Below are 16,803 nucleotides of genomic sequence, written 5' to 3' on the forward strand. Positions count from 1 at the left end.
CCGGACCACTGGCAGCGTACGCGTGCAGGAGACCAGCCTGGCAGCAGACCAGCTTGCCTTCCTCAGGCTGGAGCTGGCCTCCGCGCGCGTCTTCAAGACCTGTCCGCACCTGGGCAGCACGGCCGCCAATCGTGCCTGGGCTGCAAAAATGGCGGCCGCGCTGGACCATGAAGCAGGTGGCCTCGAAGCCGCCCACTGGTCGGCCGGTGCGAGGCCCAAGGTCACCGTCTACGTCGGGGAGCTTCGAAGGAGCGCCGAGCTGTGGCGCGAGGCCGTGGCGGCACGTTCTGACAACAGTTACTGGGCCCGTTCCGACGACGCCTGGAACCAACCTTCCTCCAAGTATCAGCGGGACGTCCGGAAGGCTCTGGGACTGGCTTCGGATCTCCCCGCCACCTCTTTCGGGCCGCCGTTCTAGGTTCGACACGCCCCGGGTTGCTGATCGAGCCCGCCTGTTTGAGCCGGCTGTCGAACCGAAGCGCCCTCAGCACAGTTCAGTGCGTTCGGGCGCACGGTGGAAGCGGTGGCTGGCCCCATCCTGTCGGGTGGCTACCCGGCGTGGGTGACTGCTCGCCGCCGCCTCCCGCTGGATGCCGCAACCTCAGGGCATGGCGGATCCTCGCCAAGTTCCGCACCGGCCCTGACCGCGCCGCCCCCCTGCCCGGAGGAAGTGGGAAGACCTCTCCCACGTCTGGTTCAGGAGGTATGACCGAAGCCGCTCGAGTGGACGGCCGCCAATCGTGCCTGGGATGCGAAGACGGCGGCCGCGGTGGACCGTGAGACCTGATCGATGCGCCGTGCTGGGGTCCAGTCTGTGGTTGCGTGGCCACCGGTCGCGACTACGCGGGGCTTTCAGGTCCCAGGGACGGAAGCACGGGGGCGAGGCCGGCCAGCGAGAGGGCGCAGGTGATCACGTTTTCGATGTCGCGGCGGGACTGTTCGGCCTCGTGGTGTACCTCGTACTGGATGATCAGCCCGTCGATCGCCGCGACGAGGAACCGCGTCAGCGCCGCCAGGTCCATCGGCGGTGGTGAGGTCTCGTGGGCGAGCGCGGAGCGGAAGACGTCTTCGACGCAGGCGCAGTAGCGGGTGTACTGCCAGGCGGCGAGCCACTCGAAGCCGGGGTTGCGGCGGCAGTAGATCATCAGCTCGTATTGCATCAGCTGGAGCCCGTCGTCGCCCACCACGAAGGCCCAGAAGGCGCGTGCTGCGTCGCCGATCGCCGCGGCCAGTCCCTTTTCGGGCGTCACCGCGTCGCGCAGGATCTGCTCGACCTGCTCGGTCACCGTGCCGATGACGGCGGTCAGTAGTTCGTCCTTGCCTCGGAACGCGTAGTGGATCGCGGCCTGCGCTGTTCCGGCATGTTCGGCGATGCGGCGCGTCGTGGCACGGTCCAGACCTTCGCGGGCCATGACCTCGATGGCGGCCTTCACGAACTGCTCGCGGCGCTCTTCGACCTTCATCCGAGGCAGGGTGGCCACCTTCTTCCCCAGGTCCGCGACCGGGTCTTCCGGTCACCTCTTGACACCTTCACCGAAGCATACTTCACTCTGGCCACCCGACTTGGTCAGCTGACCAATTCGATTGACCTGTTCATCTGACCAAAATCTGGAAGGTGGCCTCGTGCCCGAGAATTACGACACCGACGTCGTCATCGTCGGAGCCGGACTGGCCGGGCTGACCGTCGGCCGCACCCTGCACGCTCAAGGCGTGGACGTGCTTGTTCTGGAGGCGCGTGACCGGGTAGGTGGGCGCACCTGCTCCGTGGTCGAGGACGACGGGCGGCTGGTGGAGTACGGCGGGCAGTGGATCGGCCCGACCCAGGACCGGATCAACGCGCTCGTCGAGGAGTTCGGTCTGACGACGTTCACGCAGTACAGCGACGGGGACAACCTGCAACGCACCGAGGACGGCAGACTGCTGCGTTACCACGGGGCAATCCCCACCGGGGACCCGGTGGTGGCCGCGGACCTCATGGAGGCCATGGTCGAGCTGACCGCACTGGCCGCCGAGGTCGGCGCCGAGGCCCCGTGGACCCACCCGCAGGCCGCTGTGCTGGACGCCACCACCGTCGAGAGCTGGATCGGCGCGCAGCCGTACTGCGACGGCGCCAAGGAGTGGCTGCGCGCGTTCACCCGCGCCCTGTTCCCCGCCGAGCCGGGGGAGGTGTCGCTGCTGCACGCGCTGTTCTACATCGCCTCCGGCGGCGGCGTGGAGCGGATGATCGGGGTCATCAACAGCGCGCAGGAGACCCGTCTCAGCGCCGGAGCGATGGGCGTCTCCCTCGGCCTGGCCGGGGTGCTTGGCGACCGGGTCCGCCTGTCCTGCCCGGTTCACCGGATCGACCAGGACGAAAGTGGTGTCGTCGTGCACCACGAGCAGGGCCGGGTGCGTGCCCGCTACGCCGTCGTCGCCGTCCCGCCGCCGCTGGCCGGCCGGCTGCGCTACAGTCCGGCGCTGCCGGGCCTGCGCGATCAGCTGACCCAGCGGGTGTTCATGGGCTCGGCCATCAAGACCACCGTGGTCTACCCCGAGCCGTTCTGGCGCGCCGACGGCCTGTCCGGGCACAGCACAGGACACAACACGTTGACCTTCGACCAGAGCCACCCGGACCGTGCGGAGGGCGTGCTGGTCAGTTTCACGGACTGCGACGCCGCCCGGCGCGCGCTGCGGATGAGCCCCGAAGAACGGCAGCAGCAGGTCGTGGCCGAACTGGTCTCGGTCTTCGGCCCCAAGGCGGCGCAGCCGATCGCGACCTACGAGAAGGTGTGGCTCGAGGAGGAGTGGTCCCGCGGCTGCTACACCGGGATCCTGAGCCCGGGCACCTGGTCCACGCTCGGCCCGGCGCTGCGCGAGCCGGTCGGCCGGATCCACTGGGCCGGCACCGAGTACGCCACCGTATGGAGCGGCTACATGGACGGCGCGGTGCGCTCGGGCGAGCAGGCTGCCGCCGCGGTGGCGGCCGAGCTGGGCGTGGGCGCCGGGCTGAGCGAGTCGGTGGAGGCCGCCCGATGAGCGAGGTGATCCGTGAGAGCGTCGGGGCGGACGAGCTGCTGGACGCGCTGAGCGAGTACGCGACCAAGGCTGGGGCCAGTCCCCGGGTCGGCAAGACGCTGGGCGGCTGGAACTGCCGCATCCACATCCTGGCCACCGACCACGACGCGGCCTTCACCCTGGTGATCTCCGGCGGAAGACCCGCAGCGCCGACGGCCGGCCTGTCCGGCGCGGCCGATCTGGTGGTGCGCGGCCACAGCTTCGACCTGGCCGAGATCTTCTGGGGCGACGCGAACCCGGTGTCCAACTACATGCAAGGAGCGATCCGCACCCAGGGCCGGGCCGAGGACGTCATGCGCCTGGACGCGATGGCGATGTTCGTCTTCCTGGGCCAGTAGCCGACACCGCGCGGCACGGGCTCGTGCCGGGGCGTGGCCCCACGCCCCGGCTTGCATGCCCGCCTTCCCGCCGCCCGTCAGCGGCTCGGCCGGGGGCAAGTCCCTTCCGGCGCGGCCGGCCGGGAAGGCCGCGCCACGCCACCTTGCGACATCCGTGATCTTGTACCCGAGCATCAGATAGGAACACCATGGCCGAACCTTCGCCGCAGCCGGTGCTGCGGCGGGCGCTGTCGTTCGGCGGCGCCTCCGCGATATCCACCGGACTGGCGTTCGCCGCGATCAATTTCCTGGGCCTCGCGCAGCTGCTGACCTATGTCAGCGGGCCGATGTCCTGGCTGGCCATCGCCTTTGGCGGCCTGGTCATGCTGGCGGTGCGGTCGGTGTTCGCCGAGCTGAACGGCATGCACCCGACGGCGGCCGGCATCCGGCTGTGGCTTGCCCGCGCCATGCCGGACAAGGCGGCCCTGACCATCACGTTGACCTACATGGTGGCGATCGTGCTGGTGATCGCCGCCGACGCCTACATCATCGGCGAAGCGCTTGCCTACGCCTTCGGCAACGGCCGGCTGATCGCGGTCGGCTACGTCGGCGTGCTGCTCCTCCTGGCGACCTGGCTGAACCTGCGCGGGATCAAGCTCGCCGGAGCGGCCGAGCGGATCGTCACCACGATCGTGGTGCTGGCCACCGTCGCGATCGGCGTCGCGGCCATCTCGCACCCGGGCCACCACGCCGCGCTCGGCGCGGGCTCGTCGAGCTCGCCGATCCAGGCGCTGATCCTCGGCATCTTCGTCTACACCGGTTTCGAGTGGGTGACCACCAACGCCGAGGAGGTCACCGAGCCGCGAATCATCCCGCGGGCGATGCTGGTCGCCGTGCTGGTCCTCGCCGGTTCCCAGGCGGTGTTCGCGGTGGCGATGGGCGCCACCCTCGACGGCGCCTCGCTCGGCACCGCCTACCCGCAGCTGCTGGTCGCCCAGCAAGCGCTGGGCCGGGCCGGGATGCTGGTGATGCTCGCCGTCACGGCACTGACCGCGGTCAACACCTTCAACGGCGGGTTCGTCACCCTCTCCCGGTTCATGTACGCGGTCGCCCGCGAAGGCAAGCTGCCCCGCCCGCTGACCCGGCTCAACGAGCAGGCGGTGCCGGTGCTCCCGGTGTGGATCCTGGGCGGTGCTTCCCTGGTCCTGGCTGCGGTCGTGGCCGCCACCGGTTCCTTCGCCGTCATCGTCTCTTTGTGCGCGGCTTTGGAGATGGGGGTGTACAGCGCCGCCGGGTACTGCGTGTGGAAGCTGCGGCGCCGCGAGCCCGGCACGCACCGCCCCTACCGGCTGCGCGGCGGCGTGTCTGTGGCAGCCGCGCTCACGGTGGTCTTCGCCCTGATGGGGTTGCTGGCCTCGGTCAGCGTCGGCCCGCAGTTCACCGTGGCCCCGCTGGTGCTGCTGCTGGCCTGTGCCGGGCTGGTGGCGGTGTACGTGTGGACCTACGTACCGCGGCTGGAGCGGCGCGAAGCCGAGGAGCTCGCAGCCCGGCGCGCGGCCCGGGCCGCGGCCCGCGGCGCCGCCCGCACCGCCTCGGCCGTGCGAGCAGAGATGCCGGAAGCCGAACAGGAGCCGCGGCAGTAAGCACACCACCGGACTTCGGCACCGCCCCGATCGACCAGGTGCTCGGCGTGGCCACGGTCGACCCGCCTGAACGGATCGCGCTGTGGAACGGCTGACGCTGCGGATCACGCGGCCGGCCAAGGACACGCCGACCGCGGCCGCGAAGGCTTACGATCCGGGCCTGCCCGTCGCTGCCGAGGAGCGGACCGACGGTCCCTGGGCGACGGCGCAGAACGCTAGCGCCCTGGTGCTGACCCTGCACCGGATCGCCGCCAGGAAGGAGCCGGTCCCGCCACGGCGCCGTGCATGACAAGGCCGGATGCCTCAGGAGCAGTGTCCTCAGGTGGCAGCGTGTTGCACGCGGACGTTCCGCCACTTGGGCGTTCCGGCGCTGCCACACAACCTGCGGGACAGGCGAGCGGCACTGTCGTCGGTGCCCTGCACAAGTCACCTCTTCGAACCGCGCGGGTCCAGCCCGTGGTTGTGGAGCGGATTCATCCAGGAAAGGAACCGCAGGCTGTGTCCACCGCATGGCACTTGGAACTGCGTCGGGAACGCACTCGGTTCATGGAGACCATGAGCGAGCTGACCGACGATGAGTTCAACAACGCGAAAACCCTGTGTGCGGATTGGGCCCCACGGGACGTCCTCGCACATGTGGTCGGCCTGGACCGAATGGCATCCCATTATTTCCGGCCGTCGACACTGACGGTGAATCGGGGAAACGCACGGATGGTCGCGCACGGCAGGACGCTGAGCCGTGCGGAGCTGACCGACCTCGGGTGGAAGGCCGCCGAGGAGCCCTCCGGTCAGGCACAGGCCATGGCATGGCTGCTCACCGGAGACATGGCGATGCATCACCAGGATGTTCTGCGTGGCCTGGGCCGCAACCGCGAGATCCCCGACACGGTGGCCCGCGCCCTGTTCCGTGAAGGAGTCATCTGGAGCTGGCCGTTCGGCCGCAAGCTCACCCGCTACCGCGTCGTCCCCACAACACCGGGCGGAAGGCCGCGCGGCCGCGGCCGGCTGGTGAGCGGCACCACCGAAGCGTTGAGCATGTGGCTCGCAGGGCGCGAGAGCGTCGCCAACGAGCTCACGTTCCAGTAGGCCAGCGACAAGTGTCCGGCCAGCGGCTGCGCCGTGGTGTGCACAGTCGTTGGGCCCGTGCCCGCCTGGGCGGCATCACGCTGATCATCTGCGTTCCGTCCTGCCCGGCCCTGCCGGGACTTCCGCACGGTCTCCTCACCGTGCTCCTGCGGCCGGGGTTCGGTCTGGCCGGCGTGATGACCGGCACGCCTTGACGACCGTCGCCGAACTCGCCCCCGGTCGGCGCCGCGGTGGGCGCTGGGCCCTGATGACCACCGCCGGACCGATCGCCCCAGCGCCGACCGGCTCGCTGGCCGACACTCACGGCACCGCCGGCTACCCGAACGCCGTGCGACTCACCGCAGTTCTGTTGCTGCCTGGCGGCACCGCCACCGTCGTCCCGATCGACCCCGCCCGTGACGGGCGCCTTCCGGGCGAGCGAGCCGCCCCAGTTCCTGCCCCACTTGTTCGCACCGCCAAGGAGTGACGTGAACAACACCCCCCTCGACACCGCTGCCCTCGACCACGCCCTGCGCGAACTGCGGGAGAACGCCGCGTCCTGGGCCGCGGCACCGCTCGCCGAGCGGATCGGCCTGCTGGAGCGGCTGATGCCGGGCATCCGCGACGGAGCCGCCGAGCTGGCCGCGGCCGGCGCCCACGCCAAGGGGTACAGCCCCGACTCCCCCTGGGCCACGGAGGACTGGGCGGGCGGCCCATGGGCGCTGGCCCAGAACGTCAGCGCCCGCCTGCACGTCCTGCGCCGGATCGCCGCCGGCCAGGACCCGCTGCCCACGCGGGCGGTCCACGAACACGGCGGCCGTACCCGGGTGGACGTCTTCCCCGCCACGGGCTGGGACCGGCTGCTGCTCAGTGGCTACTCGGCCCAGGTCCGGATGCCGCCGGGCACCACCGCCGAGCAGGTGCGCGAGCGGGCGGCCGGACAGTACCGCGGCCGTCCGGAGCCGGCCGGGGTGGCACTGGTGCTCGGCGCGGGCAACGTCGCCGCCCTGACCGCCGTCGACATTCTGCACAAGCTGTACGCCGAGAGTCAGGTCGTCGTCGCCAAGATGAACCCGGTCAACGCCTATCTACGGCCCCACTTCGAGCGGATCTTCGCCGAGTTCACCGAGCGCGGCTGGCTGCGGTTCGTCGACGGCGGCCCGGCCGAGGGCGCGTACCTCACCACCCACGACGATGTGGACTCCATCCATGTGACCGGCAGCGACCGCACCCACGACGCCATCACGTGGGGCACCGACGACCGGGCCGAACAGCGCCGCCGCGACGACCAGCCGCTGGTCGACAAGCCGTTCACCAGCGAGCTGGGCGGGGTCAGCCCGTGCATTGTGGTGCCGGGAAAGTGGAGCACGGCGGACTTCCGCTTCCAGGCCGAGCACATCGTCACCAGCAAGATGAACAACTCCGGCCACAACTGCATCGCCAGCCAGGTGCTGGTGCTGCCCCGCTCCTGGGCCGGCACCGAGCGGCTGCTCGACGAGATTCGCAAGGTGCTGTGCGAACTGCCCGCCCGCAGCGACTACTACCCCGGCGCCGACCGGAGGCTGGCCGCGGTCCGCGAGGCACATCCGGAGGCCGAGAGCTACGGCGACGGCTGCCGGCTTCTGGTCCCGGACATCGCCGACCACGATGACGTGCTGCTCAGCGGCGAGGTGTTCGCCAGCGCCCTCGGCGTGGTGCGCCTGCCCGGCGAGACCCCGGCCGAATTCCTGGGCAACGCCGCCGACTTCGCCAACGACACCCTCCCCGGCACGCTCGGCGCGACCCTGATCATCCACCCGGCCACCGAGCGGGCCCACCGGGCCGTGGTGGAGGCGGCCATCGCCGACCTGCGCTACGGCACCCTCGGCGTCAACTGCTGGTCCGCCGTCGGTTTCCTGCTCGGCTACACGCCCTGGGGCGCCTACCCGGGCAACACCCGGCAGGCGATCGGCAGCGGCATCGGATTCGTCAACAACGCCTTCATGCTGGAGGACGTCGAGAAGACCGTGGTGCGCGCGCCCTTCGCGCCGGCCCCGCGTGGCCTGTTCACCGGCTCGCCGTCGCTGTCGCCCCGCCCCCCGTACTTCGTCACCAATCGCACCGGGCGCACCACCCTGCGACGCGTCACGGGCTTCACCACCGCACCCGGCATCACCCGGCTGCCCGCCGTCTTCGCCTCCGCGCTCCGCGGCTGACAGGAAGCGATCCCCCCTCATGAACCTCAACGACCTCCTCGTCCGCGCCGCCGCCGAGCACGGCTACCGCCGTGCGGTCGAGCTCGGCGACCAGGGGCTGAGCTACGCCGAGCTGGCCGCTTTCGCTGGTCGTACCACCGCACTCCTCGCCGCCCATGGGGTCGGCCCCGGCGACCGGGTCGGCCTGATGCTGCCCAACCTGTGCGAGTTCCCCGTCCTCTACTACGGCGTGCTGGGCGCCGGTGCCGTCGTGGTGCCGATGAACCCCCTCCTCAAGCCCCGCGAGATCGCCCACCAGGTGCGCGACTCCGGCATGGCGCTGCTCCTGGCCTGGGACGGCGTCGCCGACCAGGCCCGGGCCGGCGTCGACCACACCGGAACCCCGGTGGTGCCGATCGTGCCCGGTGGGCTTCAGACGCTGCTGGTCGAGCAACCGGACCCGGCGGCGGCCGTGCCGCGCAGGGACGACGACCTCGCCGTCATCCTGTACACCTCCGGAACCACAGGCGCACCCAAGGGCGCCATGCTCACCCACGCCGGGATGGCCCGCAACGCCGAGATCGGCGGTCGCACCCTGCTCCGGCTCACCCCGACGACGTGGTGATGGGCTGTCTGCCGCTCTTCCACGCCTTCGGACAGTCCTGCGCCATGAACGCCGCCGTGGCGACGGGTGCCCGGCTCACCCTGCTCGCCCGCTTCGACCCGGGCCAGGCCCTCCGCACCATCGACGAGCGGCGGGTCACCGTCTTCGAGGGCGTGCCGACCATGTACGCCGCCATACTCGCCGAACACGAGCGCGGCACCGAGAAACACGGCACCAGCTCGCTGCGGCTGTGCGCCTCTGGTGGAGCGTCACTCCCGGTGGAGGTCCTCCACGCCTTCGAGGCCGCCTTCGAGTGTCCGGTCCTGGAGGGCTTCGGCATGTCCGAGACCTCCCCGATCGCATCCTTCAACCACCCCGACCGGCCCCGCAAGCCCGGCTCCGTCGGCACACCCGTCGAGGGCGTCGAGATGTGCCTCCTCGACCCGCAGCACGGTGTCGGCGAGCTCTGCGTCCGCGGGCACAACGTGATGGCCGGTTACTGGAACCGTCCCGAGGCGACCGCCGAGACCATCGTCGACGGCTGGCTGCGCACCGGCGACCTGGCCCGCGTGGACGAGGACGGTTACTACTACATCGTCGACCGGAAGAAGGACCTCATCATCCGCGGCGGCTACAACGTCTACCCGCGCGAGATCGAGGAGGTGCTGTACGAGCACCCTGCCGTGGCCGAGGCTGCAGTGATCGGCATACCACACGTCACGCTCGGCGAGGAGGTCGCTGCCGTGGTCGCGCTGCGCCACGGCAGCGCGGCTAGCCCGGACGAGCTGCGGGAGTTCGTCCGCGAGCGGGTGGCGGCGTACAAGTACCCGCGTGAGGTCTGGCTCGTCGACGCTCTGCCCAAGGGCCCCACCGGCAAGATCCTCAAGCGCCAGATCACCGCGCCGGAGAGCCGCTGAACTGAGGCCGGACAACCGGCCGGCGTCCGAGCGCCGCCCCAAGGCGTACGGTCATCGGCCCAGATGCCGATTCAAGGGAGAAGGGGCGCGACCATTCCGTCTGAGACCGCGTACGCACCGTCCGGCACGCGGAGGTGACGCTCCGACAAGTCTGCGGCTGTTCCCGCCAGCGAGGGCTGTGGCTGGCGACGGTACTCGCCATACAGGCCGACGCATCGTTTGGGGACTCGCTGGTCTTCGACCAGGATCGACGACGTGGACGTCGAGGCGGTGTCCGCCGTCTTCGGCACGGTCGAAGTGGTGGCGAGAGGCCGGGCGGCCGGCGCGCCGTGTCCGGACTGCGACCGCTGCTGAGGCCGCTCCCCCGCAGCCCCAAAACACGGCGCCGGGCCGGTCGGCGATGGCCCGGTCCCGTTCGCTGGTCATGTGCTGATGGATCAGCGCGGCCCGTGAGCTGCTGTGGCCCAACCAGGACCAGGCGGCATTACTGGGCGTGGTCATCCGGGCTGCGTGCTGGTCTGCTGGGGGCAGGCGGTTGAGCTGGTCGTTGCAGGGCGGGCGGGTACCGGGGTCAGGGGTGTGCAGACAGGTGTGGCGACTCCGACGAGTTCAACCAGGCCGTTGCCGCCGGTGGGTGGCAGGAGTTCGGACCAGTTGTTGGCCAGCCAGACGTTGCCGGACTGGTCGAGTTGGATGGCGGTGAGGTGCTGGATGGAGTTGCTGCGATAGCCCTGGGACGGCGTCAGCGGGGAGCCGGTGGAGGAGCTGGGTGGGCAGGCGCCGGCGTTCACGCCGCACAAGACGGAGACGGAGGGGGCACCGAAGCCGGCGACCCATACGCGGTCGGCTCCGTCGATGGCCACGGACCAGGGAGCGATGGCGGTCGGCAGTTTGTAGACGCCCGCGATCTTTCCGCTCGGCCCGATTTCGGTGACCGAGTTGCTGACGAAGCCGGGCACCCAGACGTTGTTCCTGGAGTCGACGGCCAGGCCGAGAGGCCAGTCGAGTGAGTTGTCCTTGATGGGCGAGAACGAGGTCGGCTTGAAGTCGGGCCCGATCACTGTGACGCTCCCACCGACGTGGCCCTTGGGTACGCGGCTGTCCAGGAGCTTTGCCCCGTTGAGACGGGCATTGCTGACCCAGGCCCGGCCGTAGCCGTCGATCTGGATGGAGAACGGGTGGTCGAGACCGCCACCCTTGATGGTGATCGCCTTTGAGGGGTCCCCGTGAGGGTAGACGATCACGCTTCCCTGGCCGCGGTTGCCTTTCAGGCCGTAGAAGTTCGCAATCCAGATGTTGCCCTTCTGGTCGACTGCGGTGCCCTGGGGATGGTTCAGGTCGCCATTCTTGAATCCTGTGCCGGGCGACAGCGGCTTCCCTGCCGCTGAGTACTTCGCCATGGCGTCGCCGCCGTAGCTGGGCACCCACACGGCGCCGTCGTGGTCGATGGCGATGCCCCAGGCGCCTGCCTTCATGCCGCCGCCGCTGATGGGGCTGTTCAGCGTGGGATTGCCCACCGGATCCTGCACGGTGACGTAAGGGCTGGGGCTTCGCGTTCCGGGCAGCCAGTTGTTGGAGGCCCAGACGTTGCCCTTGGCGTCGATGGCCATCCGGCCGGGGGCGTAGACGTCGGGGGCGGTGTAGTGCAGGGCCAGGACCCAGGCTGCCGGTGCCGCGGTGAGCGCGGGGGTGTAGGTGTGTGCCCGGCCGGTCAGGGCGTACAGCTTGCCGGTGGCCAGTCGCGGGTTGTGGGCGAGGTTGAGCACCGCTTGTGCCGTGTCGGCGGGAGTGGTCCCGTTTCGCGGTGTTGCCAGGCGCAGCATGTCCTGGCATCGCCCGGTGTCCGCTCCCGGCGCGCAGAGGGAGACGAGGTTGGCCAAGGTGCCAAGGGTGGCCAGCGTGTCGTTCTTGCTGCCGTTGTTCTGGTCGGTGACGACCTTGCCAGGTCTGCCGGAAGCCGGATCGGCGAGGTTGTAGGACGTGGCTGCGGCGTTTTCCAGGCCGGGGCTCGGCCCGGTGATGCCGTGGGGGTCGGTGAACTGGGCCAGTGCGTAGGCGGCGGCGACGGTGGTGAGTTCGTTGACCGTGACAGCGGACTCGGAGCGTTGGGCGACGCCGCCTCCGGAGCCGAATCCCACGACGGAACGCAGACGCAGCGACCGGTCGCCGTGGGGCGCGGCGTCGACGTACATCACCGAGCCCGTAGGCCGGGTGGACCTGATCTGGAAGGCTCCCTTGGCGTCGGTCATGGCGTGCCCCAGTTTCCGGACGCCTTGCCGGTCTCCGGTGAGGAGAGTGACGTCGGCATGAGACAGCGGTTTTCCCGCGCTGGTGACTGTTCCGTGCAGCGCTGTCGGCGTGCTGGGGGGTGTGGCGGCAGGCAGTCCCGTCAGGGCCAGTGCCATGGTGGCCGATGCCGCCAGGGCAGCGACCGGCTGGTGCCGGGAGAACTTGGCCGGTGCCATGCCGCGCGACGTGTGAGGTGCGACTGTGCGGGGGCAACTCGTAGAGGGAGGCAATGTCAGGACCTCTCGTGATGTCGGCATGGTGCTGAACCCTCACCCGCGCACCGAATACCCGACGCGCTGACGGGTCTCGCTGAGTGTTCGCGGGGAGGCCGCCCTGTCGCGGCGGGCGCTTGGAACGGCGGTGGTCAGGACGCCGTCGGTTTCGCCCGGTCGGCCCTATGTATCACTGTTGTCCGCATTGTTCGGGCCGCGCAGCGTGAACCAGCCGATCTTGCGGCCGGCTAGCCAGATCAGGCCCAGGTACAGGTCCGGGCCGACCTGACGGAGCTCGTCGCGCACGCCTCCGAACACCAAGGACGTGTGGGAGTAGTCGATGACGATGCACTCCTGGTCGTCCAGACGGCTGGGGCCGGGCCCGACCATGGCGACGATGGACAGGATGTCCATCGCGGTGAGCCGGTTGCTGAGGTAACCGTCCGGGCTGAAGACCTTGCCTCGCCATGCGGTCAGGTTCACGACACTGGCGAGCAGCCACGCTCCCGCACGTCCTGCCACCGGGAAGATCGCCAGACCCTCCATCGGGCCTTTGGGGATCTCACCGGCTGGGCTCTTGCGAAACAGCTCCTCAAGCCGCTGATCGTCGGATTTGAGAAGTTCAGACTCTGTAGTCATCGCAGCCTTCCTCACCCCGGCACCGCTGCGTTCACGGACTGGCCTCCGAGCAGCCAGCACGCCAGCCACACGTTTTGGCATGTGATCCGGCGCTGTCTCCATCCTGAACCCCCGAGGCGGGGCTCACCACCGGTGCCGACGGCTGAGGTCCGCGCAATGGTGCATGGCGGAATCCAAGCAACAGCGTCCATCCACCGCAGCCAAGAGGTGTTCAACGCTTGGTCACCGTAGACCGGCGCGCATGCCGGCGCGAAAGCCACTCCGATACGAGCAATCTGCACGAGCCACAGCAGGCGGCACACGGCGAGGCCCGCTGACCGATGGCCGGAGCCGTCATCGCCGCCGCGGTGCTGACTCTGCTGCTGCCCGACGACCTACGCCGCGACCCCGCTGGGCGCTCCCTCTTGTCGAAGGACTGCTCCTGGTGGCGCTGATCGCGGCCGATCCCGTTCGAATCAGCCGCCGCTCGGCTGCCATGCGTATGGTATCGATCGCCCTGGTCAGTGTGCTGGCGTGCGGCGCCATCTGGTCGACCCTCCAGCTGATCGACGACCTCATGCACGGTGGTAGAGAGACCAACTCCGCCGATGCTCTCCTGCAGGCCGGCGGCAGCGTGTGGGTCTCCACCGTCCTCGCGTTCTCCCTGCTGTACTTCGAGCTCGACAGCGGCGGAGCCGCCGCCCGGGCCCACCACATGCCGCCCACCCCCGCTCTCGCCTCTCCCCAACACCTCAGCCCCGAACTGAACGCTACGCACTGGCGCCCCCGCTACATCGACTACCTCTACCTCGGATTCACCAACGCCACCGCCTTCAGCCCCACCGCCGTCATGCCACTGGCCCCTTGGGCCAAGATCGTCATGACTGTCCAGTCCGTCGTCTCCCTACTCATCCTCGGACTCGTCGTCGCCCGAGCGTCAACGTCCTCGTCTGACGACCCGCAGTGGCACATCACCGCAGGGCGAACCGCTACACCTCGACCGCGAAGCCCGGAAGACCATGGCCGATGGGATCACGAGCGTTTGGGCAATGAGGGACGACATCGTTGGTCGGCGCGGTCCGCCGATGATGGACCCACCCATCACGCCGCAGTGTCCTGGGGGCCGGCCTGTTCTCCGTGGCCCTCACCATGTTCTTGGTCCGCTGCCGGTGGTCGCTCCGCCGCTCACGGTCGCCTGCGCGGGGCTCCGGCTGAGGGCGCTGGTCGGATTCCTTGCCGCAGGGGCGCAGGCGTGTGTCGGCTGGCACTTCGGCGTGCTGTTCAACACGATGGCCCTTCCAGCCTCCCTGCGAGGCAGGGAGGCCGCACCCGTCCCAGGACGTGCTCCCAGGTGCCGCCGTACCACCACCCCGGCAATACCCGCTCCTGGAGCCTCGTATTCTCGGAGCATGGTCGGGGCACAGACACAGAAGGCCGAACGCGGACCGGGGCGGCCGCGGCAGGAGCGGGTCACGGGCGACACCCTCGACGCGGTGATCGAGCTCGTGACCGAGCAGGGCGTGAAAGCGGTGACGATGGATGCCGTGGCGGCACGTGCCGGGGTGAGCAAGCCCGCCATCTACCGGCGCTGGCCCTCCAAGCAGGCCCTGATCATCGCGGCGGCCGAGTCACGCATCGGCCCGCTGTCGGTGCCGGACCTGGGTGACATCCGGGCCGAGCTGCGCGAGGTGCTGACCGCGCGCTTGGCAGCGTACCGGCTGCCGGGTACGGCGCGGCTGCTGACGGAACTCATGGCGTCGGCCGCCGAGGCGGGCCGGGACAGCGGAGAGTACGCGGACTACACCGAACGGATGATGGCCGAGACGCGCCGCATCCTCCAACGGGGCATCGCCCGCGGCGAGGTGCGGCCCGACGTCGACATCCGGTCGGCCGCCACGCTGGTGGCGGCGCCGCTGGTGTACCGCCTGCTGGCGGAGCGTGAACTGCCCAACGCGCACTTCGTGGAGGACCTGGTGGATCTGGTCGTCCGGGCGGTCGGCCACCCGGGAACCTGAGAACCGCGGGCCCGTGGCGGCCGGCTGCGTGCCGACCGTTCCGCCGTCGTCCGGACAGAACGGTCCAGCGGAGCACCACGACGACGGTCAGGGGGCCAGGCGCCGGGCGTCGCGGGCCGGGTCGATCAGTGTCACGGCGGCCGTGCCTCCCAGCGCGAGGAGTACGGCGGCGAGGAGCACGGCGTGCTGGTAGCCGGCCCTTGCCTCGGTGTCGACCAGATACCCCGTCAGGGCGGGGGCGATCAGGCCGCCCGTCGTGACCACGGCGTTCATCAGGCCGAGGGCGCCACCGCGCCGGCGGGCCGGGACGATTTCGGCGACCGTGGTCACCGCGACCGTCGACATCGCCCCGCACAGGCCGAAGCCGACGACCAGGAGCAGCACGGTGACCGGCCCGCGTGCGGCCTGGGACAGGGCGCCGCAGCCGAGGGCGGAGACGAGCAGGGAGATGCCGCCGACGCGGCCACGGGCCCACCGGCTGCTCACTCCACGTCGTAGCAGCCCTCCGGTCACTGCGGCCTGACCGAGCAGCGCCATGCCGTTGACCGCCCAGATCGCGGCGACCAGGGCGGCGGCGGTCGTGGTGGAGTAGCCCAGGCCGTCGTGCAGGTAGGAGGGCACCCACACCAGTGACAGGGCGATCATCCAGTACGTGCAGAAGTAGCCGGTCGTGGCGCCGATCCAGGTCCTGGTGGCCATGATGCGACGGTACGAGGGGGCGGGCGAGCTCTCCTCGCCGCCGGCGGAGTCGGCGCCGACACCGTGGGCTTCGGCTTGCGATGCCCGGTCCTTGCCGAAAGCGGCCCAGGCCGCCGCCCACACCACGCCGGCGACGGCGACCGCGGCGAAGGCGGAGCGCCAGCCGTGGTGCTGGATCACCCAGGTCAGCCCCGGGGCGGCGAGCACCACGCCGAGGGCGATGCCCACGCTGAGCAGAGCGCCGGGAAGGTTGCGTCGCTTGTCCGGGAACCATGCCAGGGCGCTGTGCTGGGCCACCGGGTAGGCGGGTCCCTCCGCGGCACCCAGCACGATCCGCGAGGCGACCAGCGCGACCAGTCCTCCGCCGAGGGCCATCGGCAGCTGGGCGAACGACCACAGCAGTGCCATCCCCAGCAGCAGCCACCGTGCCCGCACCCGGTCCGCCAGCAGCCCGCCCATGGCGCCGCAGATCGAGAAGAGCAGGAAGAACGCGCTGTTGGCCAGCCCGAAGCCGGTCGCCGACAGACCCAGGTCATGGCGTATCGGGTCGGCCGCCAGTCCTAGGACGGACTTGTCGGCGAAGTTGACCATCATGAAGACCACCAGCAACCCGGTGACGGTCCAGGCCTGCCGTCGGTGGCCGCGGCTCGTCGGGACGGGCTCGGTGAGCGTGACGGGAGTGAGCTCGGTGTTGGGCACGGGGGCTCCGCGAAGGTAGCTGTTCTCGGGCAGGCGTGGTCGGCGTGCAGCGTGGGGGAGGGAACGTCGGCGAATCGGGGCGCGTCGGCACACACCGATCGCAACGACACGCAAATCGTTACGTGAAGTATCGATACGGTTGGGCGTGACGACAAGGCCTGTTCGCTGCGAATACGGATCACTGCCTGGGCGAGTGGCGTGGCGAAATGGTCATGGTGGAACCCCTTGCGGCCGTCCATCTGAATATCGATACTTCGCGTAACGATTTTTTGGATGCGACCGTGGAGGACCGCATGGAGACCACCGGAACCGACACCAACCCCCTGCTGGAGAAGCCGCTGATCCACTTCGGCCGGCGTGTGCTCGAGCGGACCGCGCCCGGTACGGCACCGGCCGAGTACCGGCTGCTGCGGATCGCGTCGATGACTCCGCACATCGGTGCGGAGATCGAAGGTGTGGACCTGTCCCGGCCGATCGGCGAGGAACTCGCGGAGGAG

The 16,803-nt window shown here is 70.1% G+C and carries 14 protein-coding genes and 1 pseudogene; 11 read left to right on the plus strand and 4 right to left on the minus strand.

Features of this window, described 5'->3' with window-relative positions; all coding sequences use genetic code 11:
• Positions 1–22: 22 nt before the first annotated feature.
• Positions 23–418, plus strand: coding sequence for a hypothetical protein (locus LMU33_RS25575; protein WP_228622932.1), 396 nt, complete (start codon positions 23–25; stop codon positions 416–418).
• A 421-nt stretch (positions 419–839) separates the two neighbouring features.
• Here the strand turns inward: LMU33_RS25575 and LMU33_RS25580 are convergent, their stop codons facing one another.
• Complete coding sequence (locus LMU33_RS25580; protein WP_228622933.1) at positions 840–1,463, minus strand: TetR/AcrR family transcriptional regulator; 624 nt, start codon at positions 1,461–1,463, stop codon at positions 840–842.
• A 160-nt stretch (positions 1,464–1,623) separates the two neighbouring features.
• On the opposite strand from LMU33_RS25580, the gene LMU33_RS25585 reads away from it, so the two are divergent.
• From LMU33_RS25585 to LMU33_RS42075, 8 genes are all read left to right on the plus strand, one after another.
• Positions 1,624–3,015, plus strand: a complete 1,392-nt coding sequence (locus LMU33_RS25585) for a flavin monoamine oxidase family protein (protein ID WP_228622934.1) — start codon at positions 1,624–1,626, stop codon at positions 3,013–3,015.
• On the plus strand, positions 3,012–3,392 hold the full coding sequence (locus LMU33_RS25590) for an SCP2 sterol-binding domain-containing protein (RefSeq protein ID WP_228622935.1): 381 nt from the start codon (positions 3,012–3,014) through the stop codon (positions 3,390–3,392). Before LMU33_RS25585 ends, LMU33_RS25590 begins: the two co-directional genes overlap by 4 nt.
• A gap of 188 nt (positions 3,393–3,580) precedes the next feature.
• Positions 3,581–5,014 (plus strand): APC family permease, encoded by a 1,434-nt coding sequence (locus tag LMU33_RS25595; protein ID WP_228622936.1) that lies wholly within the window; start codon positions 3,581–3,583, stop codon positions 5,012–5,014.
• 82 nt (positions 5,015–5,096) lie between these two features.
• The gene (locus LMU33_RS25600; protein WP_228622937.1) at positions 5,097–5,303 is read left to right on the plus strand and encodes a hypothetical protein; all 207 of its coding nucleotides are present in this window, start codon (positions 5,097–5,099) and stop codon (positions 5,301–5,303) included.
• The gene (locus tag LMU33_RS25605; protein WP_228622938.1) at positions 5,300–6,100 is read left to right on the plus strand and encodes a maleylpyruvate isomerase family mycothiol-dependent enzyme; all 801 of its coding nucleotides are present in this window, start codon (positions 5,300–5,302) and stop codon (positions 6,098–6,100) included. The genes LMU33_RS25600 and LMU33_RS25605 overlap by 4 nt, the downstream gene beginning before the upstream one ends.
• Before the next feature lie 467 nt (positions 6,101–6,567).
• Positions 6,568–8,274: an aldehyde dehydrogenase family protein gene (locus LMU33_RS25610; RefSeq protein ID WP_228622939.1), complete on the plus strand. Its 1,707-nt coding sequence runs from the start codon at positions 6,568–6,570 to the stop codon at positions 8,272–8,274.
• Between the two features lie 19 nt (positions 8,275–8,293).
• Entirely contained in the window at positions 8,294–8,878 is a 585-nt protein-coding gene (locus tag LMU33_RS42070) for an AMP-binding protein (RefSeq protein WP_372478051.1), read from the plus strand.
• The gene (locus tag LMU33_RS42075; RefSeq protein ID WP_372478052.1) at positions 8,878–9,774 is read left to right on the plus strand and encodes an AMP-binding protein; all 897 of its coding nucleotides are present in this window, start codon (positions 8,878–8,880) and stop codon (positions 9,772–9,774) included. Before LMU33_RS42070 ends, LMU33_RS42075 begins: the two co-directional genes overlap by 1 nt.
• A 497-nt stretch (positions 9,775–10,271) precedes the next feature.
• Here LMU33_RS42075 and LMU33_RS25620 read toward each other — a convergent pair whose 3' ends face one another.
• Both LMU33_RS25620 and LMU33_RS25625 read right to left on the minus strand, forming a co-directional pair.
• The gene (locus tag LMU33_RS25620; RefSeq protein ID WP_228622940.1) at positions 10,272–12,023 is read right to left on the minus strand and encodes a Vgb family protein; all 1,752 of its coding nucleotides are present in this window, start codon (positions 12,021–12,023) and stop codon (positions 10,272–10,274) included.
• Positions 12,024–12,458: 435 nt separating this feature from the next.
• A complete protein-coding gene (locus tag LMU33_RS25625) occupies positions 12,459–12,914 on the minus strand; it encodes a hypothetical protein (protein WP_228622941.1) in 456 nt (151 codons plus the stop codon).
• Between the two features lie 1,388 nt (positions 12,915–14,302).
• Between LMU33_RS25625 and LMU33_RS25630 the strand changes: the two genes are divergently transcribed.
• Positions 14,303–14,908, plus strand: coding sequence for a TetR/AcrR family transcriptional regulator (locus LMU33_RS25630; protein ID WP_228622942.1), 606 nt, complete (start codon positions 14,303–14,305; stop codon positions 14,906–14,908).
• 87 nt (positions 14,909–14,995) lie between these two features.
• On the opposite strand, the gene LMU33_RS25635 is transcribed toward LMU33_RS25630, so the two are convergent.
• The gene (locus tag LMU33_RS25635; protein ID WP_228622943.1) at positions 14,996–16,306 is read right to left on the minus strand and encodes an MFS transporter; all 1,311 of its coding nucleotides are present in this window, start codon (positions 16,304–16,306) and stop codon (positions 14,996–14,998) included.
• A 293-nt stretch (positions 16,307–16,599) separates the two neighbouring features.
• On the opposite strand from LMU33_RS25635, the pseudogene LMU33_RS25640 reads away from it, so the two are divergent.
• Positions 16,600–16,803 (plus strand): annotated as a pseudogene (locus tag LMU33_RS25640) (taurine dioxygenase); the annotation flags it as partial.

Origin of the sequence: Streptomyces barringtoniae (assembly GCF_020819595.1) — a bacterium.
Taxonomy (GTDB): domain Bacteria; phylum Actinomycetota; class Actinomycetes; order Streptomycetales; family Streptomycetaceae; genus Streptomyces; species Streptomyces barringtoniae.